This window comes from Streptomyces sp. NPDC029164 (assembly GCF_055563995.1).
In genome coordinates this window covers 17488-42531 of sequence record NZ_JBVHWW010000048.1, presented here as the reverse complement: position 1 = coordinate 42531, position 25044 = coordinate 17488, and the positions used below count along the sequence as shown (strand labels likewise).

At 73.1% G+C, this 25044-nt stretch carries 21 protein-coding genes and 3 tRNA genes; 14 read left to right on the top strand and 10 right to left on the bottom strand.

From position 1 onward, the window contains the following. Positions 1–109 precede the first annotated feature (109 nt). Positions 110–1450, bottom strand: coding sequence for an MFS transporter (locus ACZ4VT_RS33840; protein ID WP_467955227.1), 1341 nt, complete (start codon positions 1448–1450; stop codon positions 110–112). Between the two features lie 137 nt (positions 1451–1587). Here ACZ4VT_RS33840 and ACZ4VT_RS33835 point away from each other — a divergent pair, with 137 nt between their 5' ends. Beyond that, on the top strand, positions 1588–2745 hold the full coding sequence (locus ACZ4VT_RS33835; RefSeq protein WP_467955226.1) for a carboxylate-amine ligase: 1158 nt from the start codon (positions 1588–1590) through the stop codon (positions 2743–2745). Between the two features lie 106 nt (positions 2746–2851). Here the strand turns inward: ACZ4VT_RS33835 and ACZ4VT_RS33830 are convergent. From ACZ4VT_RS33830 to ACZ4VT_RS33820, 3 genes are all read right to left on the bottom strand, one after another. After that, positions 2852–2925 (bottom strand) — tRNA-Ile (locus ACZ4VT_RS33830). 190 nt (positions 2926–3115) lie between these two features. After that, a tRNA-Asn gene (locus tag ACZ4VT_RS33825) sits at positions 3116–3188 on the bottom strand. Positions 3189–3193: 5 nt separating this feature from the next. After that, positions 3194–3266, bottom strand: a tRNA-Asn gene (locus tag ACZ4VT_RS33820). 145 nt (positions 3267–3411) lie between these two features. On the opposite strand from ACZ4VT_RS33820, the gene ACZ4VT_RS33815 reads away from it, so the two are divergent. The 5 genes from ACZ4VT_RS33815 (at position 3412) to ACZ4VT_RS33795 (ending at position 9690) form a co-directional block, all read left to right on the top strand. Beyond that, positions 3412–3711 carry a YtxH domain-containing protein gene (locus ACZ4VT_RS33815; RefSeq protein ID WP_467955225.1) on the top strand — a complete coding sequence of 100 codons (300 nt, stop codon included), beginning with the start codon at positions 3412–3414 and terminating at the stop codon, positions 3709–3711. A gap of 98 nt (positions 3712–3809) precedes the next feature. Beyond that, positions 3810–5267 (top strand): FGGY family carbohydrate kinase, encoded by a 1458-nt coding sequence (locus ACZ4VT_RS33810; protein WP_467955224.1) that lies wholly within the window; start codon positions 3810–3812, stop codon positions 5265–5267. Between the two features lie 145 nt (positions 5268–5412). Beyond that, entirely contained in the window at positions 5413–7146 is a 1734-nt protein-coding gene (locus ACZ4VT_RS33805; RefSeq protein WP_467955223.1) for an ABC transporter ATP-binding protein, read from the top strand. Then, positions 7143–9065: an ABC transporter ATP-binding protein gene (locus ACZ4VT_RS33800; protein ID WP_467955222.1), complete on the top strand. Its 1923-nt coding sequence runs from the start codon at positions 7143–7145 to the stop codon at positions 9063–9065. Before ACZ4VT_RS33805 ends, ACZ4VT_RS33800 begins: the two co-directional genes overlap by 4 nt. 109 nt (positions 9066–9174) lie before the next feature. After that, complete coding sequence (locus ACZ4VT_RS33795; protein ID WP_467955221.1) at positions 9175–9690, top strand: GNAT family N-acetyltransferase; 516 nt, start codon at positions 9175–9177, stop codon at positions 9688–9690. A 65-nt stretch (positions 9691–9755) separates the two neighbouring features. Here the strand turns inward: ACZ4VT_RS33795 and ACZ4VT_RS33790 are convergent, their stop codons facing one another. After that, on the bottom strand, positions 9756–10808 hold the full coding sequence (locus ACZ4VT_RS33790) for an RNA polymerase sigma factor (RefSeq protein ID WP_467955220.1): 1053 nt from the start codon (positions 10806–10808) through the stop codon (positions 9756–9758). A 173-nt stretch (positions 10809–10981) separates the two neighbouring features. Between ACZ4VT_RS33790 and ACZ4VT_RS33785 the strand changes: the two genes are divergently transcribed. Both ACZ4VT_RS33785 and ACZ4VT_RS33780 read left to right on the top strand, forming a co-directional pair. Further along, entirely contained in the window at positions 10982–11569 is a 588-nt protein-coding gene (locus tag ACZ4VT_RS33785) for a hypothetical protein (RefSeq protein WP_467955219.1), read from the top strand. Then, on the top strand, positions 11566–12525 hold the full coding sequence (locus ACZ4VT_RS33780) for a nucleotidyl transferase AbiEii/AbiGii toxin family protein (RefSeq protein ID WP_467955218.1): 960 nt from the start codon (positions 11566–11568) through the stop codon (positions 12523–12525). The genes ACZ4VT_RS33785 and ACZ4VT_RS33780 overlap by 4 nt, the downstream gene beginning before the upstream one ends. Here ACZ4VT_RS33780 and ACZ4VT_RS33775 read toward each other — a convergent pair whose 3' ends face one another. The 3 genes from ACZ4VT_RS33775 to ACZ4VT_RS33765 all read right to left on the bottom strand — a co-directional run bounded on the left by ACZ4VT_RS33775 (position 12526) and on the right by ACZ4VT_RS33765 (position 16296). Next, positions 12526–14601, bottom strand: coding sequence for a molybdopterin oxidoreductase family protein (locus ACZ4VT_RS33775; protein WP_467955217.1), 2076 nt, complete (start codon positions 14599–14601; stop codon positions 12526–12528). It lies immediately after the preceding gene. A 137-nt stretch (positions 14602–14738) separates the two neighbouring features. Next, a complete protein-coding gene (locus tag ACZ4VT_RS33770; RefSeq protein ID WP_467955216.1) occupies positions 14739–15509 on the bottom strand; it encodes a glucose 1-dehydrogenase in 771 nt (256 codons plus the stop codon). 79 nt (positions 15510–15588) lie between these two features. Next, on the bottom strand, positions 15589–16296 hold the full coding sequence (locus ACZ4VT_RS33765; RefSeq protein ID WP_467955215.1) for a SanA/YdcF family protein: 708 nt from the start codon (positions 16294–16296) through the stop codon (positions 15589–15591). A 313-nt stretch (positions 16297–16609) separates the two neighbouring features. On the opposite strand from ACZ4VT_RS33765, the gene ACZ4VT_RS33760 reads away from it, so the two are divergent. The 4 genes from ACZ4VT_RS33760 to dnaG all read left to right on the top strand — a co-directional run bounded on the left by ACZ4VT_RS33760 (position 16610) and on the right by dnaG (position 21993). After that, a complete protein-coding gene (locus ACZ4VT_RS33760; RefSeq protein ID WP_467955214.1) occupies positions 16610–17329 on the top strand; it encodes a sirohydrochlorin chelatase in 720 nt (239 codons plus the stop codon). 37 nt (positions 17330–17366) lie between these two features. Continuing rightward, the gene (locus ACZ4VT_RS33755; protein WP_467955213.1) at positions 17367–18692 is read left to right on the top strand and encodes a deoxyguanosinetriphosphate triphosphohydrolase; all 1326 of its coding nucleotides are present in this window, start codon (positions 17367–17369) and stop codon (positions 18690–18692) included. A gap of 93 nt (positions 18693–18785) precedes the next feature. Further along, entirely contained in the window at positions 18786–20060 is a 1275-nt protein-coding gene (locus ACZ4VT_RS33750) for an NAD(P)/FAD-dependent oxidoreductase (protein WP_467955212.1), read from the top strand. Positions 20061–20094: 34 nt separating this feature from the next. Beyond that, the gene (dnaG, locus tag ACZ4VT_RS33745) at positions 20095–21993 is read left to right on the top strand and encodes a DNA primase (RefSeq protein ID WP_467955211.1); all 1899 of its coding nucleotides are present in this window, start codon (positions 20095–20097) and stop codon (positions 21991–21993) included. 6 nt (positions 21994–21999) lie between these two features. Here dnaG and ACZ4VT_RS33740 read toward each other — a convergent pair whose 3' ends face one another. Then, positions 22000–22464 carry a gamma-glutamylcyclotransferase family protein gene (locus tag ACZ4VT_RS33740; RefSeq protein ID WP_467955210.1) on the bottom strand — a complete coding sequence of 155 codons (465 nt, stop codon included), beginning with the start codon at positions 22462–22464 and terminating at the stop codon, positions 22000–22002. 402 nt (positions 22465–22866) lie between these two features. Here ACZ4VT_RS33740 and ACZ4VT_RS33735 point away from each other — a divergent pair, with 402 nt between their 5' ends. Both ACZ4VT_RS33735 and ACZ4VT_RS33730 read left to right on the top strand, forming a co-directional pair. Beyond that, the gene (locus tag ACZ4VT_RS33735) at positions 22867–23409 is read left to right on the top strand and encodes a hypothetical protein (RefSeq protein ID WP_467955209.1); all 543 of its coding nucleotides are present in this window, start codon (positions 22867–22869) and stop codon (positions 23407–23409) included. 129 nt (positions 23410–23538) lie between these two features. Further along, positions 23539–24255: a class F sortase gene (locus ACZ4VT_RS33730; RefSeq protein WP_467955208.1), complete on the top strand. Its 717-nt coding sequence runs from the start codon at positions 23539–23541 to the stop codon at positions 24253–24255. A 7-nt stretch (positions 24256–24262) separates the two neighbouring features. Here the strand turns inward: ACZ4VT_RS33730 and ACZ4VT_RS33725 are convergent, their stop codons facing one another. Beyond that, the gene (locus ACZ4VT_RS33725) at positions 24263–25039 is read right to left on the bottom strand and encodes a sulfite exporter TauE/SafE family protein (RefSeq protein ID WP_362852541.1); all 777 of its coding nucleotides are present in this window, start codon (positions 25037–25039) and stop codon (positions 24263–24265) included. Between the last annotated feature and the right edge of the window lie 5 nt (positions 25040–25044).

Below are 25044 nucleotides of genomic sequence, written 5' to 3'. Positions count from 1 at the left end.
GGAGACACCCCGGCGCGCGCCCGACCCCGGCACAACCGGCCCCCACCCCACCCCGCCCGAGCGGCGCAGCCAACCGGCAGCCAACCGGCCGGCCCAGTGGTCCCAACGGCTACGCCTGCGGCGACCTCGCGTCGTACCGGGCGAAGTTCCGCCACCGCAGCGCGAGCAGCCCCAGGACGAGCACGCACGCCAGCCCCCCGCCCGTGACCGCGAGGCCCGGGGAGGTCAGGTCGGCGGTGCTGCCGGCGATGAAGTCCCCGAGCCGGGGCCCGCCCGCGACGACCACGATGAACACGCCCTGGAGGCGGCCCCGCATCTCGTCGGGCGTGGCGGCCTGGAGCATCGTGCTGCGGAACACCATCGAGACGGTGTCCGCGGCCCCGGCGAGGGCCAGGAAGAACAGCCCGAGCCACAGGTTCCGGGTGAGTCCGAACGCGGCGATGGCCAGCCCCCAGCCGGCGACGGAGAGCAGGATCGCCAGCCCGTGCCGCCGGATGCGGCCCTGCCAGCCGGAGAAGAGTCCGCCCAGCAGCGCCCCGGCGGCGATCGCTGCCACCATCAGGCCGACCGTCTTCGCGTCGCCGCCGTACCAGAGCACGGCGGCGGCCGGGAACAGTGCCTTCGGCTGCGCCAGCACCATGGCGGACATGTCGGTGAAGAAGGTCATCCGGATGTTGGGCCGGGTCCCGAGGAAGCGCAGTCCGTCGACCACAGAGGCCCGGCCCCGCGCCTCCTCGGCCCGGTCCGGCTTCATCGACGGCAGCCGCCACATCGCGTAGAGCGCGGCGGTGAAGGTCACGGCGTCGATCAGGTACGCCGTCTGGTAGCCGCCGACGGCGACGATCAGGCCGCCCAGCGCGGGTCCGACCATCGTCCCGAAGGTCATGGTCACGGAGTTCAGGGCATTGGCGGCGGGCAGCTGCTCGGCCGGCAGCAGCCTCGGGATCATCGCGGACCGCGCCGGTCCGGTGAGCGCCCCGCACACCGCCTGGAGGGCGACGACCCCGTACAGGAACCAGACCCGGTGGTAGTCGAGCAGCGCGGCCCCGGCGAGGGCGACCGACAGGGCGGCGGCGCCGAGGGAGCTGTAGAGGCCGAGTTTGCGCCGGTCCACGGTGTCGGCGATGGCGCCGCCGTAGAGACCGAAGACGACGAGCGGGACGAGCGAGAAGAGCCCGACGAGTCCGACGGAGAAGCTGGACCGGGTGATGTCGTAGACCTGGAGCGAGATCGCGAGGGCCGTCATGGCCTGGCCGACCCACGAGATGGTGCCGCCGACCCACAGCCGCCGGTAGTCCGCGGACGTGCGCAGCGGGGTGAGGTCGGCGAATATTCGCCGCCGGGGGCGGGTGGGAGCGGTCGTCGGGGGCACAGGGGATCCTAACCGCCGGCCGTTCGGCGCACCGAGTGGTGATCGCGTGGCTTCGCACACCGGCAACAGTCGCCCCATCCGGCCCGGCGGTCCCGCCGCGGATGGCGCCTTGCCGGTAACTCGCCACTATCACCGGACATTTGACTGAATCGACCCGCGCTCCTCACCTCGTGTTCAGCTCATGATGAAAAGACTCGTATGTCCAGGGAGGCGTAGTGATCGAACCTGGCAACAGCACCACGAGCACCGGCACGACGCAGAAAACGGTGCGCCCCACCGTCCCCCTCACCGTCGGCGTCGAGGAGGAGTTCCTGCTCGTCGACGCCCGTACCTTCCGGGTGGTCCCCGCCGCCCCGCTGGTCCTCGCGACGGCCGGCGGGCTGCCGGGCGAGCTGCACCCCGAGGGCACGCGCTACCAGGTGGAGATCTCCACCCCGATAGCCCATTCCGCGGCCGCGCTGCGCACCGAACTCGCCGCCCTGCGGCGCACCCTCGGCCGGGCGGCCCGCGCTCACGGCTGCCGGCTGCTGGCCGCGCCCTCGCCGGTGGTCGCGGTGGAGGGGCCGCTGCACCTGACCGACGACGAGCCGCGCCAGCGCGAGCAGCACCGCCGCTTCGGCGCGCTCACCGACACCCTGGTCAGTTGCGGCCGGCACATCCACATCGGCACGCTCGACGTGGACACCGCCGTGGCGGTGTCCAACCGGATCAGACCGTGGCTGCCCACGCTGATCGCCCTGGCGGCCAACTCGCCGTTCTGGGGTGGCCGTGACACGGGGCATGCCAGCTGGCGGGCGATGGCCTGGTCCGGCTGGCCCTCGGCGGGACTGCCGCCGCATTTCACGTCGACCGCCCACTTCCGGCGTTCGGTGCAGACGCTGCTCGGCTCCGGGGCGGCCCTGGACGTCAAGATGGTCTATTGGGACCTCCGCCCGTCCGGGCACTGGCCGACGCTGGAGATCCGGGCGCCCGACATGTCCCCGAACATCGACTCGGCGATCCTCCAGGCCGAACTGGCCCGCGCGCTGGTCTCCACGGCCCTGCGCGAGATCGAGGAGCGGCGCCCCGAGCCGGCCGTACGGGACGACGTACTGCGCCTCGCCCGCTGGCGGGCCGCCCACGACGGACTGGAGGGCTTCGGGCTCGACCCGTACACGGGCACGGAACTCCCCGCGGCCGACCTCGCGGAGGCCCTGCTGGACCTGGTCGCACCGGACCTGGCCGCCGCCGGCGACCTCGACCACGCGGCCAAGACCCTGGCGGGCCTCCTGCGCGATGGCTCGGGCGCCCACCGCCAACGCGTGGCCTTCGCCCGCCGCCAGGACCTGACGGACGTACTGCGCCACCTCGCGGACGAAACGGAGGACTTCTGACCCGGTCCGGCCCGGGGCGGGCCCGCACCGGCCCGCGGGAACCCCGAAGTGACCCACAACACGCCGAAGCCGCAGGTGCGATCGTTTCTGCACCTGCGGCTCGCAGTGGGGCGGGTGGGACTCGAACCCACGGCCGACGGATTATGAGTCCGCTGCTCTAACCGGCTGAGCTACCGCCCCTTCACGGCGTGGCGCGTACACGTGTGCGCGCCGTCTGCCGCAGCATAGCCGCTCATACGATCTCCTGCCTCGGATGCCTCGCATGATCGGCTTCGCCTGTTCAGAGAGACCGCGCTGAGGGCTGCCCGGTTCCCGGACGGGGTGGCAAAGAAAAGAAGAGGACCCCGTGGGGCCCTCTTCTTCTTCCTTGCTCCCCCGGCTGGACTCGAACCAGCAACCCTCCGGTTAACAGCCGAATGCTCTGCCAATTGAGCTACAGGGGACCGCGCTCCCCCGACTGGACTCGAACCAGTAACCTGCCGGTTAACAGCCGGCTGCTCTGCCAATTGAGCTACAGGGGATTGCTGCGGTGCATCGAACAGCCCACCTCCGGCCTTGCCGGGGGGCGACTGCCCGTTGCGAGTCATAGATTAGCGCAAGCAGGGGGGTGCTCCGCCAATCGGTATCGACAGCGGGCCGGGCACCACACGACGAAGGGTGGCAGGCATGCGGTACAAGGTCACGTTCGTGGTCGGACTGGCCCTCGGGTACGTGCTCGGAACCCGGGCCGGGCGCGAGCGCTACGACCAGCTGAAGAAGTCCGCACGCGAGATCGCGCAGAACCCGGCGGTGCGCAACGCCGCCGAGACCGCGGGCCACACCGGGCGCGAGTACGCCGGCAAGGCCTTCGCCGTGGTGAGCGAGAAGGTCGGCGACGCCGTGCCCGCCTCGCTGGCCGGGCGGGTACGGGGACTGCGCGACCGGTCCGGCGGCGGTGAGGACGACTGGGGCACGAGCAACACCTGAGGCGTCCGGCGTCCGCCGCGCGGGGTTCCCGGGACCGGTGAGGTTCCGGGGGCTCCGCGGCGGTCGAGACCGGCCCCGCGTGCGGCAGAATCCTCCACATGGGGATAGTCGCCGGGCTGGACAGCTCTTCCGCCTTCACACGCATCGTCGTCTGTGACACCGAGACCGGCGCCGTGCTGCGCCAGGGGTACGCACCCCATCCGCAGCCCACGGGCGAACCCGACGGCGCCAGCCCCCACGAGACCGATCCACAGGCCTGGCTGCTCTCCCTCGGCGAGGCCGCCGGCGGCGGGCTCCTCGAAGGGGTCCAGGCCATAGGGGTCTCCGCGCAGCAGCACGGCCTGCTGCCGCTGGACCCGCAGGGCGGCCTGGTCCGCCCCGCCCTCGTCGGCAACGACAAGCGCCCTCAGGTCGCCGCCGTCGACCTCACCGAAGCACTCGGCGGCCGGCAGGCCTGGACCGAGGCCGTGGGCTCGGTCCCGCACGCCGCGCAGCCGGTCGCGAAGCTCGCCTGGCTGGCCCGCAACGAACCCGAGGCGGCCCGCCGGGTGGCCGTGCTGATGTCCCCGCACGACTGGCTGGTGTGGCAGCTGCTGGGCCGGCCGGCCCGGCGGACCACCGACCGGGGCGGCGCCTCGGGCACCGGGTACTGGTCGGCGGCCTCCGGGTCCTGGCGGCCCGACCTGGTGGAGCTGGCGCTCGGCCACCGGACGCTGCTGCCCGAGGTGCTCGGCCCGGCCGACACCGCCGGGACCACACCCGAGGGGCTCCTCATATCCGCCGGCACCGGCGAGACGATGGCGGCCGCGCTCGGGCTGGGGCTGGGCCCCGGCGACGCGGTGGTCTCGCTCGGCGCCTCCGGTTCGGTGATGGCGGTGCACCACGAGGCGCTGTCGGAGCCGGGCGGACTGATCACCTCCCTGGCCGACGCCACCGGCATGCACCTGCCCGTGGTGAACACCTCCAATGCCGTACGGGCCCTGCGCGGCACCGCCGAGCTGCTCGGCACCGATCTGGAGGGCCTGTCCGAGCTCGCGCTGAAGTCGACGCCGGGCGCGCACGGCCTCGTACTCCTGCCGTACCTGGAGGGTGAGCGGACGCCGAGCCTGCCGCACAGCGCCGGGACCCTGTCCGGGCTGCGCCGGGACTCGATGAAGCCGGAGCACCTGGCCCGGGCCGCCTTCGAGGGCATGCTCTGCGGGCTGGTGGACGCGCTCGACGTGCTGCGCTCGCGCGGGGTCGAGATCCGCCGGGTGTTCCTGCTGGGCGCGGCGGCCGAGCTGCCCGCCGTACAGGCCGCGGCTCCCGGGCTGTTCGGGACGCAGGTCGTCGTACCGGCGCCGGCGGACTACGCGGCGCTGGGCGCGGCGCGGCAGGCGGCCTGGGCGCTGGGCGTGGCGCAGGGCACGCTGTCCCCGCACACCCCGCCGGTCTGGCCGGCCCCCTCGGCTCAGATCTTCGAGCCGGGTGAGGAGTTCCCGGCGTGGCAGGCGGTGCGCCAGCAGTACATCGCGACGCGTGAGCAGATCCACCCCGGGGCGTTCCAGCAGGCGTGAGGGGCGCGGCTGCGTTCGCGGACCTAGGGCGGCGCCCGGTGGCCTACTCCTTTTGACCGGCCTTTGCGAAATCCGCTGGGGATCGATGGGCCGGTTGGCCCAAGATGGGGTGAACCCCCTCGATCATGCCGACCGGAGCCTGCGCGTGCTCATACGACTTCTGCGGACCCATCTGGGTCCGTACCGGAAACCCATCGCGGTGCTGGTCCTGCTGCAGCTGCTGCAGACCAGCGCCAGCCTCTACCTGCCCACCCTCAACGCCGACATCATCGACAGGGGGGTGGTCAACGGCGACACCGGCTACATCCTCCGCTTCGGCGCCCTGATGCTCGGCGTCTCGCTCGTCCAGCTCGTCTGCAACGTCGGTGCCGTCTACTACGGCGCCCGGACGGCGGCGGCCTTCGGGCGGGACGTCCGCGCGGCCGTCTTCGATCGCGTGCAGAGCTTCTCCGCACGGGAGCTCGGCCAGTTCGGCGCCCCGTCCCTGATCACCCGTACGACGAACGACGTCCAGCAGGTCCAGATGCTGGTGCTGATGACCTTCACCCTGATGGTCTCGGCCCCGATCATGTGCGTCGGCGGCATCGCCATGGCGCTCTCGCTGGACGTGCGGCTGTCGGGCGTCCTGCTCGCCGTGGTCCCGGTGCTCGGGATCTCGGTCGGCGCCATCGTCTTCAAGACGCGGCCGCTGTTCCGCCAGATGCAGGACCGCCTGGACACCGTGAACCGGGTGCTGCGCGAGCAGATCACCGGCAACCGGGTGATCCGGGCCTTCGTCCGCGACGACTACGAGAAGGACCGTTTCCGCGAGGCCAACGCCGACCTGACCGGCGTCTCGCTGGCCTCCGGCAAGCTCCTGGCGTACATGTTCCCCACGGTCATCGTGGTCGTGAACATCTCCAGCGTGGCCGTCATCTGGTTCGGCGCGATGCGCGTCGACAGCGGCGGCATGGAGATCGGCCAGCTGACGGCCTTCCTCGCCTACCTGATGCAAATCGTCATGTCCGTGATGATGGCCACCTTCATGTTCATGATGGTGCCGCGCGCCGAGGTCTGCGCCGAGCGCATCCAGGAGGTCCTGGACACGGAGTCGAGCGTGGTGCCGCCCACCGACCCGGTGCGCGAACTCGCCCGCCGCGGGCGCCTGGAGCTGCGCGGCGCGGACTTCCGCTACCCGGGCGCCGAGGCCCCGGTGCTGCGCGGGGTGGACCTGGTGGCCCGCCCCGGCGAGACCACGGCGGTGATCGGCTCCACCGGAAGCGGCAAGTCCACGCTGCTGGGCCTGGTCCCGCGGCTGTTCGACGCGACCGGCGGCGAGGTGCTGGTCGACGGGGAGGACGTACGCCGGCTCGACCCGGAGCTGCTGGCCCGGACGGTCGGCATGGTTCCGCAGAAGCCCTACCTGTTCTCCGGCACCATCGCCTCCAACCTGCGCTACGGGCGCCCGGACGCGAGTGACGAAGAGCTGTGGGAGGCGCTGGAGGTGGCGCAGGCCAAGGAGTTCGTGTCCGCGCTGGAGGGAGGCCTGGAGGCCCCCGTCACCCAGGGCGGAACCAACCTCTCCGGCGGTCAGCGCCAGCGTCTGGCCATCGCCCGCACCCTCGTGCAGCGCCCCGAGATCTACCTGTTCGACGACTCCTTCTCGGCCCTGGACTACGCGACGGACGCGGCGCTGCGCGCGGCGCTCGCCCGCGAGACCGGGGACGCGACGGTGGTCATCGTCGCCCAGCGGGTGTCCACGATCCGCGACGCCGACCGGATCATCGTCCTGGACGAGGGCCAGGTCGTGGGCGAGGGGCGCCACCACGAGCTGATGGCCGGCAACGAGACCTACCGGGAGATCGTGCTCTCCCAGCTGACGGAGGCGGAGGCCGCATGAGCGGGCCCGGAGGACGAATGATGATGGGGCCGGCCGCTCGGTCCATGGACTTCAAGGGCTCGGGCAAGCGGCTGCTGGGCCAGATCGCGCACGACCGCGCCAAGATCTGGGGCATGGTCGCGGCCGTGGTCGGCAGCGTCGGCTGCGCGGTGGTCGGCCCGAAGATCCTCGGTGAGGCCACCGACCTGGTCTTCGCCGGGATCGTGGGCCGTGAGATGCCGGCCGGGACCACGAAGCAGCAGGCCCTGGACGGGCTGCGGGCGCGGGGCCAGGACGGCATGGCGGACATGCTCTCCGGCACCGACTTCACCCCGGGGCAGGGCATCGACTTCGGCGCCGTCGGGGTCGTGGCGGTCTGGGCGCTGGTGGTCTTCACCCTGGCGGGCCTGCTGATGCTGGTCGCGACCCGGCTGTCGAACCACGTCATGAACGGCACCGTCTACCGGATGCGCGAGGAGCTCCAGGCGAAGCTGTCGCGGCTGCCGCTGTCGTACTTCGACCAGCAGAAGCGCGGCGAGGTGCTGAGCCGGGCCACCAACGACATCGACAACATCGGCCAGACGCTCCAGCAGACGATGGGTCAGCTGCTGAACTCGCTGCTGACGATCGTCGGCGTGCTCGCCATGATGTTCTGGATCTCGCCACTGCTGGCCCTGGTCGCGCTGCTGACCGTGCCGCTGTCGGTCTTCGTCGCGGCGAAGATCGGCAAGAAGTCGCAGCCTCAGTTCGTGGCGCAGTGGAAGACGACCGGATCGCTCAACGCCCACATCGAGGAGATGTACTCGGGGCACAACCTGGTGAAGGTCTTCGGCCGGCAGAAGGAGTCCGCGGCCGTCTTCGCCGAGCAGAACGAGGCGCTCTACCGGGCCTCGTTCAAGGCGCAGCTGGTCAGCGGCGTCATGCAACCGGTGATGTTCTTCATCTCGAACATCAACTACGTGCTGATAGCCGTCGTCGGCGGGCTGCGGGTCGCCTCCGGCACCCTGTCGATCGGTGACGTGCAGGCCTTCGTCCAGTACTCGCGGCAGTTCTCGATGCCGCTGACGCAGGTCGCCTCGATGGCGAACCTCGTGCAGTCCGGTGTCGCCTCGGCGGAGCGGGTCTACGAGCTGCTGGACGCGTCGGAGCAGGAGGCGGACGCCGATGTTCCGGAGCGTCCGGAGGAGCTGCGGGGTCAGGTCACCTTCGACAAGGTGGCCTTCCGCTACGAGCCGGACAAGCCGCTGATCGACAACCTCTCGCTGTCGGTCGAGCCGGGCCACACGGTCGCGATCGTCGGCCCGACGGGCGCCGGCAAGACGACGCTGGTGAACCTGCTGATGCGGTTCTACGAGGTCACGGGTGGGGAGATCGCCCTCGACGGGGTGGACATCGCGAAGATGACCCGCGAGGAACTGCGCGGCGGCATCGGCATGGTGCTCCAGGACACCTGGCTGTTCGGCGGCACCATCGCGGAGAACATCGCCTACGGGGCTTCGCGCGAGGTCGCGCGCGCCGAGATCGAGGAGGCGGCGCGGGCCGCGCACGCGGACCGCTTCATCCGCACCCTGCCGGACGGCTACGACACCGTGCTGGACGACGAGGGCGCGGGCGTCAGCGCGGGCGAGAAGCAGCTGATCACCATAGCCCGGGCGTTCCTGTCGGACCCGGTGATCCTGGTGCTCGACGAGGCGACGAGCTCGGTGGACACCCGTACCGAGGTGCTGATCCAGAAGGCGATGGCGCGGCTCGCGCACGGCCGTACGTCCTTCGTGATCGCGCACCGGCTCTCCACGATCCGCGACGCGGACGTGATCCTGGTGATGGAGAGCGGCTCGATCGTGGAGCAGGGCACGCACGAGGAGCTGCTGGCCTCGGACGGCGCTTACGCGCGCCTGTACGCGGCGCAGTTCGCGCAGGCGGTCGTCGAGGTCGACTAGGGCTCGCTCCCGTGCGTCGCACGGCGCGGGGCACTCGGGTACGGGACGTACTCGGGTGCCCCGACGGCCCCGGGGGTCCGCGGCGCGACGGCGTGGCTAGCATGACGGCATGGCATTGGACGTGGTGATACGCCCGGCCCGGGCGGAGGACGAACACGAGATCCTGGAGCTGCACCGCTCGGCGTGGTCGCGCGTGAGCGAGCCCGGCCCCAAGCGCCCGGCCGACGCGGCCGTCTTCGACGAGCGCCACCCCGTGGAGAACTTCCTCGTCGCGGAACACGGCCGGAGGATCGTCGGGTACGTCACCCAGTCCCCGGCCAGCCCCCTCGAATCCAATCGGCACGTCCGTCACATCCAAGGGCTGGCGGTCCTCGAATCCGCCCGCGGCGGCGGAGTCGGGCAGGCCCTCGTCGAGGCCGCCTGCGCCGCCGCCCGGGCCGGTGGTGCCCGCCGTATGACCCTGCGCGTGCTCGGCCACAACGGGCCGGCGCGGCAGCTCTACCGGCGGTGCGGCTTCGCGGTGGTCGGTGTGCTGCCCGAGGAGTTCCTGCTGGACGGGGCCTATGTCGACGATGTCTGGATGAGCCGGAGCCTGTCCGACCCGCACGAGCCCGCGCAGCCGTAGCGGTAGCCGGGCCGTCGCCGGGGCGACCCGGGCGGGGGCGCCTGGCGGGGCGCCCCCTGCCGCGTTCAGTCCAGGTAGCCCCTGAGCTGGTCGGCGAAGGCGTGGTCGCGGAGCTTGTTGAGGGTCTTGGACTCGATCTGGCGGATCCGCTCGCGGGTCACGCCGAAGATCCGGCCGATCTCCTCCAGGGTGCGCGGCCGCCCGTCGGCGAGCCCGTAGCGCAGCTGTACGACCTTGCGTTCGCGTTCGCCGAGGGTCGACAGGACCGCTTCCAGGTGTTCGCGCAGCAGGAAGAACGCGGCCGACTCCACGGGGGAGGCGGCGTCCCCGTCCTCGATGAGGTCACCGAGGGCGACGTCGTCCTCCTCGCCGACCGGCGCGTGCAGCGAGACCGGTTCCTGGGCGAGGCGGAGCACTTCCATGACCCGTTCGGGGGTCAGCTCCAGGTGGACGGCGACCTCTTCGGCGGTGGGCTCGTACCCGCGCTCCTGGAGCATGCGGCGCTGGACGCGCACGACGCGGTTGATCAGCTCGACGACGTGGACGGGCACGCGGATGGTCCGGGCCTGGTCGGCGAGGGCCCGGGACATCGCCTGCCGGATCCACCACGTGGCGTAGGTGGAGAACTTGTACCCGCGGGCGTAGTCGAACTTCTCAACGGCGCGGATGAGCCCGAGGTTTCCCTCCTGTACGAGGTCGAGCATGGTGAGCCCGCGGCCCACGTAGCGCTTCGCGACGGAGACGACGAGCCGCAGGTTCGACTCGATGAGCCGGCGTTTGGCCATCCGCCCCATGACGACGAGCTTGTCGAGGTCCAGGGCGAGCCGGGAGTCGAGATCGGGGGTGTTGCCGAGCTTCTCCTCGGCGAACAGCCCGGCTTCGACGCGCCGCGCGAGGTCCACCTCCTCGGCGGCGGTCAGCAGGGGGATCCTGCCTATCTCGCGGAGGTATTGCCGGAACAGATCGGCGGAGGGACCCGCTCCGCCCCCGCCGTCGCTGTTGCTGCGCCTGCGCGGCGCGGGCACCGGATCGATCAGCTCCAGTACCTCGGGCTCTTCGTCCACGGCCTTGGCCTCCGAGGACTCGCTCGCGTTCACGGTCAGGGTCCGGGTCTGCACGGGGGCGACCTCCAGGGCTCCGAGGACGGGGGCACCGCCTTCAGTGTGGGGTACGACACATCGCGGCCACGAGGGGCGTGCGAGCACTTTCTGAGTCCGGTGCGTGACCGGATGGTTACCCCCCGGCGAGAACCCCGATGCGGATCGGACGCATGTCCGAGATGATCGTCTTCATGTCTGAGTACGAAACCCACGTGACGGTGCGCTGCGCGGACGCGGCGGCACTGGACCGCCTCGACGCGTGGGCCCGGGCGCGGGATCTGAAGGTCACGCACATCGTGCTGGCCCGGGGCCGGATGGTGTCCCAGCCGATGCTGACGCTGCGGGACCGCACGAGCCACGAGAGCCTGGTCCCGCAGCTGCGGGCGGCCGGCTTCGACCCGGTGCGCGTGAAGGTGGAGACGGTCCCGTGGACCACGGACCCGCCAGGCCCGGGCGGCGGCTACTTCGAGCACCACCTGAAGCTGCTGCTGCCGGCGGACTTCGACCGCGCGGCGCTGGAGGCCGTGGTGGCCCCGCACGGCGCCCACCTGTCCTGGAACGCGCGCCGGGTAGGGAACGGGGACTGGCACGTGCGGTTCGTGACGCAGCGGTGGCGCGGCGCCGCGGGGGCGGCCGGTGCGGGTGCGGCCTTCGACGCGCTGGTCGAGGCGCTCGGGTCGGCCGGGTACGAAATGGGCCCGGGTGAGCGGGAGTTCGTGCTGTACGACAGCGACCTGTCGGTGGACGACGGGTGGATCGGTGAAGGGGTGACGGCATGACCGGGACGAGTGCGCAGGACGCGGCCGAGGACGACTGGAGGCGGCGCCAGGACGAACTGCCGCGTACCTCCACGGCCGGGCTGGATGCCGCGGGCGCCGGGGACCGGGTCTTCGACCCGGCGCTCAAGCACTTCGCCGACGGCTACCGGATCACCGACACGGTGGTGGCTCCCGCGCTGCGGCCCGCCTGGCAGACCGCCCGCCGGACGGCGCTCGACGTGGTCGCCCGCGGGGTCGCCCGGTCCGGGTGGGCGGACTCGCTGGTGCTGCGCGGCAGCATGCTCATGTCCGGGTGGTTCGGGGCGGCGGCGCGGGAGCCGCACGACCTGGACTTCGTGGTCGTCCCCCAGGACTGGGGGATCGAGGAGCCGCGGACGGGCCGGCTGCTGACCGCCGTCGCGGAGGCGGCCGGGCGGGCCGCCTCCGAACACGGCGGGCTGGTGATCACGGCCGACGCGGCGGTGTCCGAGGACATCTGGACGTACGAGCGCGTCCCCGGGCGCCGTCTGGTCCTGCCCTGGTCGGCGCCGGGGCTGCCCGGCGGCCAGGTCCAGCTGGACTTCGTCTTCAACGAGCGGCTCCCGGCGGCACCGGAGCCGGCCGACGTCGCGGGGGTGCGCCTGCAAGCGGCCACGCCGGAGCTGTCGCTGGCGTGGAAGCTGATCTGGCTGGCCACGGACTTGTACCCGCAGGGCAAGGACCTCTACGACGCGGTCCTGCTCGCCGAGCGCTGCACGGCTCCGTACGAGCTGGTCCACACGGTCTTCCGGGAATCGGGCGAGTACTTCCCGCCCGTCCCGTGGGTCAGGAAGCTGGACCTGGACGCCTTCTCCGAGGTCAAGTGGGCCGACTGGGACACCTTCCGGTCGGAGTACCCGGGGCTCCCGGGCTCCGCCGAGTCCTACGCCGAGCGGCTGCTGGCGGCGCTGGCGCCGACCTTCGCGGACGCCCCCTGATCAGGCCGGCTCGACGCGGACCGCGCAGACCTTGAACTCCGGCATCCGGGAGACCGGGTCGAGGGCCGGGTTGGTCAGGGTGTTGGCGCGGCCCTCGCCCGGCCAGTGGAAGGGCATGAAGACCGTGTCCGCGCGGATGGTGTCGGTGATCCGGGCCGGGGCCACCGCGCGGCCGCGGCGGGAGGTCACCGCGAGGGGGCTGCCGTCGACCGCGCCGATGCGGGCGGCGAGGCGCGGGTGGAGTTCCACGAAGGGGCCGGGGGCGGCCGCGTTGAGCTCGTCCACCCGCCGGGTCTGGGCGCCGGACTGGTACTGGGCGACCACGCGCCCGGTGGTGAGCAGCACCGGGTACTCGGCGTCGGGGACCTCGTCGGCGTCGCGGTGGGAGACGGGGACGAAGCGGGCCCGGCCGTCGTCGGTGGCGAAGCGGTCCAGGAAGAGGCGCTCGGTGCCCGCGGAGCCCTCGGGGCAGGGCCAGAAGACGCCCTGTTCGGCCTCGATGCGGGCGTAGGTGATGCCCGAGTAGTCCGCCGGGCCGCCGGCGGAGGCCCGGCGGAGTTCCTCGAAGACCTCCTCCGGCGCGGTCGGGAAGCCCTTCTCGATGCCCATGCGGGCGGCGAGTCCGTGGAGGACGTCCAGGTCGGAGCGGACGCCCGGGGGCGGGGTCAGGGCGCGGCGGCGGAGCAGGACGCGCCCTTCGAGGTTAGTGGTGGTGCCGGTCTCCTCGGCCCACTGGGTGACCGGGAGGACCACGTCGGCGAGGGCCGCCGTCTCGGAGAGGACGACGTCGGCGACCGCGAGGAAGTCCAGGGAGCGGATGCGGTCCTCGATGTGGGCGGCGCGGGGGGCCGAGACCACCGGGTTGGAGCCCATCAGGAGCAGGGCCCGGACGTCCGTGCCGAGGGCGTCGAGGAGTTCGTAGGCGCTGCGGCCGGGGCCGGGGAGGTCGTCGGGGTCGACGCCCCACACCTCGGCCACGTGCGCGCGGGCCGCGGGGTCGGTCAGCTTGCGGTAGCCGGGGAGCTGGTCGGCCTTCTGGCCGTGCTCGCGGCCGCCCTGTCCGTTGCCCTGCCCGGTGAGGCAGCCGTAGCCGGAGAGCGGGCGGCCGGCCCGGCCGGTGGCGAGACACAGGTTGATCCAGGCGCCGACGGTGTCGGTGCCCTTGGACTGCTGCTCGGGGCCGCGGGCGGTGAGGACCATGGCGGATTCGGGGGCGCAGAACAGGGCGACGGCCTCGCGGAGCTTGGGCACGGGGACGCCGGTGATGCGTTCCACCAGCTCGGGCCAGTGGGCCATGGCGGCCGCCCGGGCCTCCTCCCAGCCGGTGGTGCGGGCGGCGATGAACTCCTCGTCCGTGCGCCCCTGCGCGACGACCAGGTGCAGCAGGCCGAGGGCGAGCGCGAGGTCGGTGCCCGGGCGGGGCGCGAGGTGCAGGTCGGCCTGGTCGGCGGTGCGGGTGCGGCGCGGGTCGATGACGATCAGGGTGCCGCCGGCCGCCTTGAGCTCGGTGAGGTAGCGCAGGGCGGGCGGCATGGTCTCGGCCAGGTTCGAGCCGACGAGGATCACGCAGCCGGTGCGCGGGATGTCCTCCAGCGGGAAGGGCAGCCCGCGGTCGAGCCCGAAGGCCCGCTGGTGCGCGGCGGCGGCCGAGGACATGCAGAACCGGCCGTTGTAGTCGATCTGCGAGGTGCGCAGGGCGACGCGGGCGAACTTGCCCAGCGCGTACGCCTTCTCGTTGGTGAGCCCGCCGCCGCCGAAGACCCCGACCGCGTCCGGACCGTACGCGCGGCCCGTGCGGGCGAGGCCCTCGGCGACGGCGTCGAGGGCCTCCTCCCAGGTGGCCGGCTCCAGCCGCCCGGCGTGGGTGCGGACGAGCGGGCCGGTCAGGCGCACCCGGGAGGAGAGCACGGCGGGGGCGGTGCGGCCCTTGCCGCACAGCGCGCCCCGGTTCACGGGAAAGTCGGCCCGCTCCTCCACGGTCACACCCGAGCCGCCGTCCGCGGGGCGCAGGTTCATGCCGCACTGCAGCGCGCAGTACGGGCAGTGCGTGGCGGTGGCCGGCTCCGGGGTGTGCATGCGACCAGGCTGCGCCGCCGGTGTTACGCGGACCGCAGCCCCGCGTTACGGGCCGGGATGCTCTGCCTCAGCGCGGGCCGGCGGCGCCGGTGAGGAAGCCGCGGCGGGCCGGCCGCGAGCGGGGCCCGCCGGGCGGGCTACTGGCCCGTCAGGTGCTTCACCGTCAGGCCCGCGGTCCAGCCGCCGTCCACCGCCAGCTCGGCGCCCGTCATGTAGCCGGCGGCGTCCGAGAGGAGGAAGGCGATCGCTGCGGCGATCTCCTCGGGGACGCCGACGCGGCCCAGCGGGGCGCCGGGGTAGTTGCCCTCGCCCGCCCGGATGCCGACGGGGGCGGTCATCGGGGTCAGCGTCATGCCGGGGTGGACGGAGTTCACGCGGATCCCCGCCTCGGCGAGCTCGACCGCGCCGATCTTCGACAGGCCGCGCACGCCCCACTTGGAGGCCCCGTAGCCGGCGGTGAGGGCGAGGCCGGTCAGGCCGGCGGCGGAGGAGATGTTGACGATGGAGCCGCCGCCGTTCGCGCGCAGCAGCGGGACGGCGGTCTTGATGCCGATGAACACGCCGACCAGGTTGATCTCGACGACCTGGCGGAAGTGCTCGACGCTCTCGTGTTCCAGGAACTGGCCGGTGGCTATGCCCGCGTTGTTCACCAGGCCGTCGACGCGGCCGAATGCGGCGACCGCGTACTCCAGTGCCGCCCGCCAGTCGGCCTCGCTGGTCACGTCGTGCCGCAGGAAGCGGGCGGCGTCGCCGAGCCTGGCGGCCGTCTCGGCGCCCTCCGCCTCCAGGATGTCGGTGATCAGCACCTTGCCGCCGCCGTCCACGACGGCCCGCGCGGCCGCGGCGCCCAGGCCGCGGGCGCCGCCGGTGATGACGACGACCTTGTCGCTGAGGTCCACAGCAGCCACGGTTCCACACCTCTGATGCTCGAACGGACGGACCGGACCGGCTCTCGCATATGACTGTTCGAAATAGCCGGTGGGCGCGTCAGTCTGCCAGAGCGGCCAGCGCCCGCGACACCCCCTGCTCCTTCGGTCCGAGGAACCGCGGGGCCGGCTTGAAGGCCGCGTCCAGCGCCGCCTTGCCGGCCGCGAAGACCTCGCGGGTCTCGCCGTAGTACCAGGTGGCGTCGTGCACGTCGGCGACCCCGACGCCGTACGAGTCCAGGCCCGCCGCCTGGCAGAGGGCGACGGCCCGGCGGATGTGGAAGCCCTGGGTGACCAGCACGGCCCGCTCGACCCCGAAGATCTGCCTGGCCCGCACGCAGGAGTCCCAGGTGTCGAAGCCCGCGTAGTCGCTGACGATCTGCGTGTCCGGCACGCCCTTCCCCGTGAGGTACGTGCGCATCGCGTTCGGCTCGTCGTACTCGGTGCGGCTGTTGTCCCCGGTGACCAGCACGACCTTGACCTTGCCGGTGCGGTACAGCTCGGCGGCGGCGTCGAGCCGGTCCGCCAGGTAGGGGGTGGGCCGGCTCCCCAGCAGGCCCGCCCCGAACACCACCGCCACCTCGGCGGCCGGCGCGTCGGCCGTGGTCCGCAGCCGGTCGGCGGCCACCGCGTGCATCCACGCCGAGGGCAGCAGCGCCAGCACGCAGCCCGCCATGACGGTCCGCACCGCCCGCCTCCGCAACCGTACGGTGCGCAGCGCGGCCGCCGTCCGGCTCCACGTGACTCTCGGCAGGCGCGGTCCGCGCATCGTCCATCCCCTGGTGTCTCGACTACTGGTCCCCTGGTCAGGACGTCGCCGGGGGCCGCTTGGTTCGCCGGCCCTCCCCGCCGGGGGCACACCCGACCGTCGCGCGGGCGGTCCTGTGAGCACCCGGCAAAGACCCGTCACCCCCGCGCAACGCACCGGCAATGTCCGGCGCGCAGGATCGGTTCATGACGGAGCCGGTGCACCCTCCCGAGTTTCCCGCCCTCCCTTTCGACAGCGCGGCCGAGCTCCTCGGCCGCATCACCCTCCAGCTGGGCGACCAGCTCAGCGGCCTGCGCCGATCCGGAGTCCGCCCATGCAGCCCACCCTCGTCGCCGTGGCCCACGGCAGTCGCGACCCGCGCGCCCTGCACACCGCCCTCGCTCTCCTCGAACGGGTCCGCGAGCTCCGTCCCCGGCTCGACGTCCGGCTCGGCCACATCGAACTGAACGAGCCCCTGCTCGACTCCGTCCTCGGGGAGCTGCGCGGTGCGGCGGTGCTCGTCCCGCTGCTGCTCGGCCGGGGGTACCACGTCAAGCGCGACCTGCCCGCGGCCGCCGGCCGGGCCGCGCACCTGCGCACCCGCATCGCCGCCCCGCTGGGCCCGCACCCGCTGCTCGTCGAGGCCCTGTACGAACGGCTCGTGGAGGCCGGCTGGAGCGCCGGCACCGCGGTCGTGCTCGCCGCCGCCGGTTCCCGCGACCCCGATGCGGCGGCCGACACCCGCAGCACCGCGGGCCTGCTCGCCGAGCGCCTCGGCGGTGTCCCGGTGGTCCCGGCCTATGCCTCCGCAGCCGCGCCGAGCGCCCCCGAGGCGGTCCGTGCGCTGGCCGCCCGCGGCCACCACCGGATCGCCGTGGCCTCGTACTTCGCCGCTCCCGGACGGTTCGCCGCGCAGACCGCCGCGGCGGCGCCCGCGCTCGCCGCCGCCCCGCTGGGCGACCACCCGGCCCTGGCCCGCCTGTTGCTGCACCGCTACGACGAGGCCCTCGCGCGCCCCGCCCGGCCCGTGCGGCCGGAACTCGTCTCCGCCTGATCCCGGTTTGTCAGTCATTCCGGTTACCGTCTCTTCCATGGAAGGCACCGCGCACGCCCCCGCAGACGATCACGACGACCTCTACGACGCAGCCGACACCGAGCGCTGGGCCGCCGAGCCCGACAAACGGCCCGGCCGGACCGCCTTCCAGCGTGACCGCGCCCGTGTGCTGCACTCCGCCGCGCTGCGCCGTCTCGCCGGGAAGACCCAGGTCGTCACGCCGGGCACCCGCTCGTACGACTGGGACGCGAGTCCCCGCACCCGCCTCACCCACTCCCTGGAGTGCGCCCAGGTCGGGCGGGAGCTCGGCGCCGCGCTGGGCTGCGACCCCGACCTGGTCGAAGCCGCGTGCCTCTCGCACGACATGGGCCACCCGCCCTTCGGCCACAACGGCGAGGAGGCGCTCAACGAGTTCGCCAAGGACTGCGGGGGCTTCGAGGGCAACGCCCAGTCGCTGCGGCTGCTGACCCGGCTGGAGCCCAAGCGGTTCGTGCCCGACCCGGCGAGCGGTGAACTCGTGAGCGTCGGCCTCAACCTGACCCGGGCCTGCCTGGACGCCGCGACCAAGTACCCGTGGGCGCGCGGGGACCACCCCACCGATCCCGGCTCGGTGAAGTTCGGGGCGTACGAGGACGACCTGCCGGTCTTCGCCTGGCTGCGCCGCGGGGCGCCCGCGGACCGCAAGTGCTTCGAGGCGCAGGTCATGGACTGGGCGGACGACGTCGCGTACTCCGTCCACGACTTCGAGGACGGCCTGCACGCCGGCCACCTCGACCCCAACCTCCTCTTCGCCGAGCCCGAGCGCACCGCGATCTGGCGGGTGGCCATCGGCCGCTACGTGCCCGCCGACACCGAGCCGGAGGAGCTGCGGGCCGCCCTGGACCGGCTGATGGAGGAGGAGTGGTGGCCGCACGGGTACGACGGTTCGGCCGTCGCCCAGGCCCGGCTGAAGGACGCGACGAGCCAGCTGATCGGCCGGTTCTGCCTGGCCGCCGAGGGGGCCACGCGGGAGGCGTACGGTTCCGGCCGCCTCACCCGGTACGGTGCCGAACTGGTGGTCCCGCGGGAGGCGCGCAACGAGTGCGCGGTGCTCAAGGCGGTCGCCGACCTGTACGTCATGCAGCGCGACGATCAGGAGCGGATCCGCGCCGACCAGCGCATCGTCCTGGCCGAACTCGCGGAGGCGCTCAGCGCCCGCGCCCCCGAGGGGCTGGACCCGCAGTTCCGGGCGATCTTCGACGCCGCTCCGGACGACCGGGCCAGGAAACGGGCGGTCATCGACCAGATCGCTTGTCTCACCGACGCAGCCGCCCGTTCCCTGCACGCACGTCTCACGCGGCGCACCCGACGCGCCGATGGGTGAGCCGATCGCGCCACTCCCCCTTCACGCGGCAGGCTCAGTGCGGGACGCTCGCATGTGGTCGCATGTGGCGGAGAGGTTATGAGGAGGCATCAGGTGGTCGACGCACACCGGACATTCGTCATCGTCGGCGCAGGGCTCGCCGGGGCAAAGGCGGCCGAAGCGCTGAGGTCCGAGGGGTTCACGGGGCGGGTGATCCTGATCGGCGACGAGCGCGACCATCCGTACGAGCGGCCCCCGCTCTCCAAGGGCTACCTGATGGGCAAGGAGGACCGCGAGAGCGTCTTCGTCCACGAGCCGTCCTGGTACGCGGCCTCCGACATCGAGCTGCACCTCGGCCAGCCGGCGGTCCAGCTCGACCGGGACGCCAAGAAGGTGGTCCTCGGCGACGGCACGGCCCTGCACTACGACAAGCTGCTGCTGGCCACCGGCGCCGAACCGCGCCGCCTGGACATCCCCGGTACGGGTCTCGCCGGGGTGCACCATCTGCGGCGCCTCGCGCACGCCGAGCGGCTGAAGGGGGTCCTCGCCGGACTCGGCCGGGACAACGGCCACCTGCTCATCGCGGGCGCCGGATGGATCGGCCTGGAGGTCGCCGCCGCGGCCCGCGGGTACGGCGCGGAGGTCACCGTCGTCGAGCCGGAGGCCACGCCGCTCCACTCGGTGCTCGGCCCGGAGGTCGGCCGGCTCTTCGGCGATCTGCACACCGATCACGGGGTGCGGTTCCACTTCGGGTCGCGGCTGACCGAGATCGTGGGTCACGACGGGATGGTGCTGGCCGCCCGTACGGACGACGGGGAGGAGCACCCGGCGCACGCGGTGCTCGCCGCGATCGGGGCCGCGCCGCGGACCGCGCTCGCCGAGACCTCCGGGCTGGCCCTGGTCGACCGGGAGCACGGCGGCGGCATCGCCGTGGACGAGTCCCTGCGCACCTCGGACCCGGACGTCTACGCGGTCGGGGACGTGGCCGCCGCCCACCACCCGGTGCTCGGGACCCGGCTGCGGGTCGAGCACTGGGCCAACGCGCTGAACGGCGGACCGGCCGCCGCGCGGGCGATGCTGGGCCGGGAGGTCGGCTACGACCGTGTGCCGTACTTCTTCTCGGACCAGTACGACGTGGGTCTGGAGTACTCGGGGTACGCGCCGCCCGGCGGCTACGACCAGGTGCTGATCCGCGGGGACGCGGGCAAGCGGGAGTTCATCGCCTTCTGGCTCTCCGAGGGGCGGGTGCTGGCCGGGATGAACGTGAACGTGTGGGACGTCACCGACCAGATCCAGGCCCTGATCAGGTCGAAGGCGCCGGTGGACCGCGAGGCCCTCGCGGATCCGTCTGTTCCGCTTGAGTCGCTGGTCACGGCGGAGGGTGCCTGACAGGTTTGCCCGCGCCCGGCCGTAGACTTCACGGGTGGCTGGACGGATCAATGACGACGACGTGAAGGCGGTACGGGACGCGGTCCCGATCGACGCCGTCGTCTCCGAATACCTCCAGCTGCGCAACGCGGGCGGCGGCAACCTCAAGGGCCTGTGCCCCTTCCACGACGAGAAGTCCCCGTCCTTCCAGGTCAGTCCCAGCAAGGGCCTGTACCACTGCTTCGGCTGCCAGGCGGGCGGGGACACCCTCGACTTCGTCATGAAGATCGACCACCTCTCCTTCTCGGAGGCGGTCGAGCGCCTGGCCGGCCTGGCCGGCATCACCCTGCGGTACGAGGAGGGCGGCTACACCTCCGGCACCAGCGGCCGCGGTGACCGCATCCGGCTGGTCGAGGCGCACAAGGCCGCCGCCCAGTTCTACGTCGACCAGCTCGGCAGCCCCGAGGCGGAGATCGGCCGCAAGTTCCTGGCGGAGCGCGGCTTCGACCAGGCCGCGGCCACCCACTTCAGCGTGGGCTACAGCCCGGCCGGCTGGGACCACCTGACCCGCTTCCTGCGCGGCAAGGGCTTCACCGACAAGGAACTGATCACCTCCGGGCTCTCCCAGGACAGCCGCAGCGGCAAGCCCATCGACCGCTTCCGCGGCCGGCTGATGTGGCCGATCCGCGACATCAGCGGCGAGGTCGTCGGCTTCGGCGCGCGCAAGCTGCGCGACGACGACAACGGTCCCAAGTACCTGAACACCCCCGAGACGGCGATCTACAAGAAGTCCCAGGTGCTCTACGGCATCGACCTGGCCAAGAAGGAGATCGCGAAGACCTCCCGGGCGGTCGTGGTCGAGGGCTACACCGACGTGATGGCCTGCCACCTCGCCGGCGTCACCACCGCCATCGCCACCTGCGGCACCGCCTTCGGCGGGGACCACATCAAGATCCTGCGCCGGCTGCTGATGGACAACGCGACCGCCGAGGTGATCTTCACCTTCGACGGCGACGCGGCCGGCCAGAAGGCCGCGCTGCGCGCCTTCGAGGACGACCAGAAGTTCGCCGCCGAGACCTCCATCACCATCGCCCCGGGCGGGATGGACCCCTGTGACCTGCGGCTCGCCCAGGGCGACGTGGCCGTCTCGGGGCTGGTGGAGTCCCGCACCCCGCTGTTCGAGTTCGCGCTGCGGCACATCGTCTCCCGGCACAACCTGGAGAACCCGGCGGGCCGCGCCGCCGCGCTGGCCGAGGCCGCGCCGGTCGTCGCGAGCATCAAGGACCTCTCGATCCAGCACGAGTCGGCGGTCCAGCTGGCGGGGATGCTGGGCATCCTCGACGAGCAGTTCGTCGTCAAGCGGGTCGCGCAGCTCGCGCGGTGGGCGCGCGAGCGCGGCAACCAGCCGCAGCAGCAGGGCCGGGGCAGACCCCAGGAGCCGGCCCCCGCCGCGCCGTCCCCGGTCGGCGGCGGACCCGCCCTGAACCTGCGCAGCCCCGCCCACCGCACCGAGCGGGAGCTGCTCAAGCTGGCGCTCCAGCGGCCCGCGCTGGTCTCCCCCGCGTTCGACGCGTACGGGACCGACGAGTTCACCGCCCCGCCCTACGCCGCGGTCCGCCGGGCCATCCAGGACGCGGGCGGCGCCTCTCAGGCCGCCGACGACTACCTGGCCCGCGTCCGCGACGCCGCCCCGAACGACACCGTCCGCGCGATGGTCACGGAGCTGGCGGTGGAGGCCATCCACGCCAAGACGGTGGACGAGGTCTACGCCGGGGTCCAGCTGGTCCAGGTCCGCCTGCGCGCCGTCGACCGCCGGGTCCTGGAGATCCAGGGCGCCATGACCCGCCTGAGCCCGCAGGCCCCGCCGGAACAGCACGCGGCGGTCCAGGAGGAGCTGTGGGTGCTCCAGCAGTACGGCCAGCGCCTGCGCAACCGCGGCGCCGAGGGCCTCTGACCCCGGCTACCTCGTCCCGGCCCGGCCCCGGCGCGTGAACCAGTCGCCGCCCGGTATCTCGCTTCCCGATGTCCGCAGGTCGCGGGCGAGCAGCGGGGCCGCCAGGTAGACCCAGGCCCGGACCGGGCTGCCGTCGGGACGCAGGGCCCGGCGAGCGATCCGGTCGTAGACGTTCCCCGGCCGGTCCGGACCCCCGTACTCCTCCAGCACGTCCAGCGCGGCCAGCAGCTCCCCGTACGCGCCCGGCGCCGCCGTGATCAGCTCGCCGACGACGGCCGAGCCGGGCCGGTGCACCGCGTACGGGTAGCCGGGGCCGTCGTAGAGCACCGCGTCGGGGAGGGTGGCGGGCTCCTCCGAGGCCGTGCGGCCGCGCAGGAACAGGCCGTGGTTGACCTCGCCGGGACGCAGGGTGCCGTAGACGAAGAACGGGAGCGGGGCGGTCGGGTCTGGTGGCCGTTCGACCGATGTCACGGGGCCCTCCCTCGGGATAAGGCGCAGCGTCCGCCGGCCGGGCCGAAAGTCCCGGCTTCCCTGCGCCCCACCACCGTACGCACCGCTGTTGCACAACCTCCCGGTGCCCGTGACCCGCGCCGTCTGGCGTCGGCCTCTTCCCCTCCCCCTCACGGTTCTGCGCCCATGACACCTTCGTCCCGCCGCCCGCTCGCCGCCCTGACCCGCGCCCGCGCCAGGCGGAGTCACCCGGACGGCGCGGACCGCGCGGACGCCCCGGATGGCGGCACGAGCGGCCTTGACCTGTGGATACGGCTCGCGCGTGGACCACGTACGGGCATATCTGACGGGACATCAGCAGGCGCGGGGCGGGCGGGCCGGGTTATCTCGGAAGCACGACCCCGTGTCTTCAGGAGAGTTCCCATGCGCCGACGTACCGCACACGTGCTGACCGCGACCGCGCTGACCGCCGCCGCGTTCACCGGGCCGGTCGCCGGCGCGGTCGCCGCCGTGGACCTGGGCATGGTGGGCTTCGCGCCCGGGGACTTCGCCCGGCTGGAGGTGTGGCCCAAGTCCGCCGCCCCCGGAGCCACCGTGACCGTGAACACCACCGCCTGTGGGTCCGGCAGCCACGCCGAGGGCGATGCCACCACGGTCGGCGGCGGCCGGTTCAAGCTGGTCCCGGGCACCCACAAGGAGGTGGTCGTGGGGCAGTTCCAGGTGGCTCACGGCACCCGGCCCGGCACCTACGGCATCGGCGCGACCTGCGCGAACGGCAAGTTCGCCACCGGCGACCTGGTCGTCACCGAACGCGGCCCGCAGGGCCACGTCAACACCGGGGTGGGCGGTGGGACGACCACCACCACCGACCCCGCCAAGATCGCGGTGGGAGCTGCCGTACTGGCCGCTGCCGCCGTCGGCGGTACCTGGCTCCTGCGTCGCCGGGCGAGCGGCACGCGGAGCTGACGGACGCCCACCGCGGCTCCGGCCGCGGTCCGACCGGTACCGTCCCCCGTCGCCCGCCCCGCGAGGTCCCCCCGTTCGCGGGGCCGGGCGACGGCCAGTCACCCCGAAACGGAAGCCGAGGGGGTACGCATGGGTGGCGCATTCGGTGGTGTCCGGGGCACCGGCCGACAGCCCTGGCCCCCGGCCGGCGACCGCCCCGGATCAGCCGCCCGGCCCCCGGCCCGGGCCATCCGCCCGACCGCCCGTCACGGGGGACTCGTCGCGCTCGCCGCCTGCATCGGCATCTGGCTCGTCACCAGCGGTTCCCGGGAGCCGGTCGGACCGCCGCTGCCCTCCCCCGCCGAGGCCCTGACCGCCGCCGGCGTCCTGGGCCCTGGCATCGCCCCGCTCCCCGGGTCCCCGCCCGGCAGGATCCGGATCCCCTCCATCCGGGTCGACGCCCCGCTGACCGGACTGGGTCTGGAGCGGGACGGCAGCCTCGAAGTGCCGCCGCCGGACCGGCGCGACCTGGCCGGCTGGTACCGCGAGGGCACCACCCCGGGCGCCACCGGCACGGCCGTCATCGCCGGGCACGTGGACGACGCCGCCGGACCGGGGGTCTTCTACCACCTGGGCGCGCTGCGCCGGGGGGCCGCGATCGAGATCCCGCGCGCGGACGGCCGTACGGCGGTGTTCACCGTCCACGCGGTCGAGGTCTACGACGCCAAGGCCTTCCCGGACACCCGCGTGTACGGCCCTTCGGCGCGGGCCGAGCTGCGGGTGATCACCTGCGGCGGCGGTTTCTCGCCACGCACGGGCTACCGCGGCAACGTGGTCGTCTTCGCGCACCTCACCGGGACGTACTGAGCACCGGTCAGCCCCACTGCTCGAAGCCGAGCTTGACCACCAGCGCGCCCACGACGGTGAGCAGTACGCCGCGGACGAAGCCGCTGCCCTTCTTGAGCGCCATGCGGGCGCCGATCATGCCGCCGGCCAGGTTGAAGACCGCCATGAGCGCGGCGAGCTGCCACAGCACCATGCCCTGGTAGGCGAACATCGCGAGCGCCCCCGCGTTGGTGCAGCAGTTGACGATCTTGGCGGTGGCGGAGGCGGTGACCAGGTCGAGGTGGAGCAGCGCCGTGAGCGCGAGGACGAGGAAGGTGCCGGTTCCGGGCCCGATGAGGCCGTCGTAGAAGCCGATGCCGAGGCCGGCGAGCGCGATGGCCAGGAGCACCCGCTGCCGGCTGACGGGCGCGGTGGAGGGGGCGGTGCCGAAGCCCGGCTTGAAGATCACGACGCCCGCGACGATCACGAGTACGCCCATGATGAGCGGCCGGAGCGCGTCCTTGCTGATGCCGCCGGCGAGCGCGGCGCCGCCCATCGAGCCGGCGAGCGCGGCCAGGCCGATGCGGACGGCGAGCTTCACGTCCACCGGGGCCTTGCGGACGTAGGTGACCGCGGCGCCCGCCGTGCCGACGATGGCCACGGCCTTGTTGGTACCGAGGACGGTGGCCGGATGGGCGTTCGGCAGGCCGAGCAGGAGTGCGGGCAGGAGCAGCAGGCCGCCGCCGCCCACCACGGCGTCGATCCAGCCGGCCGCCGCCGCTGCCACGCACAGGACGATGATCATGGTCGTTGATATGTCAGGCACGAGAT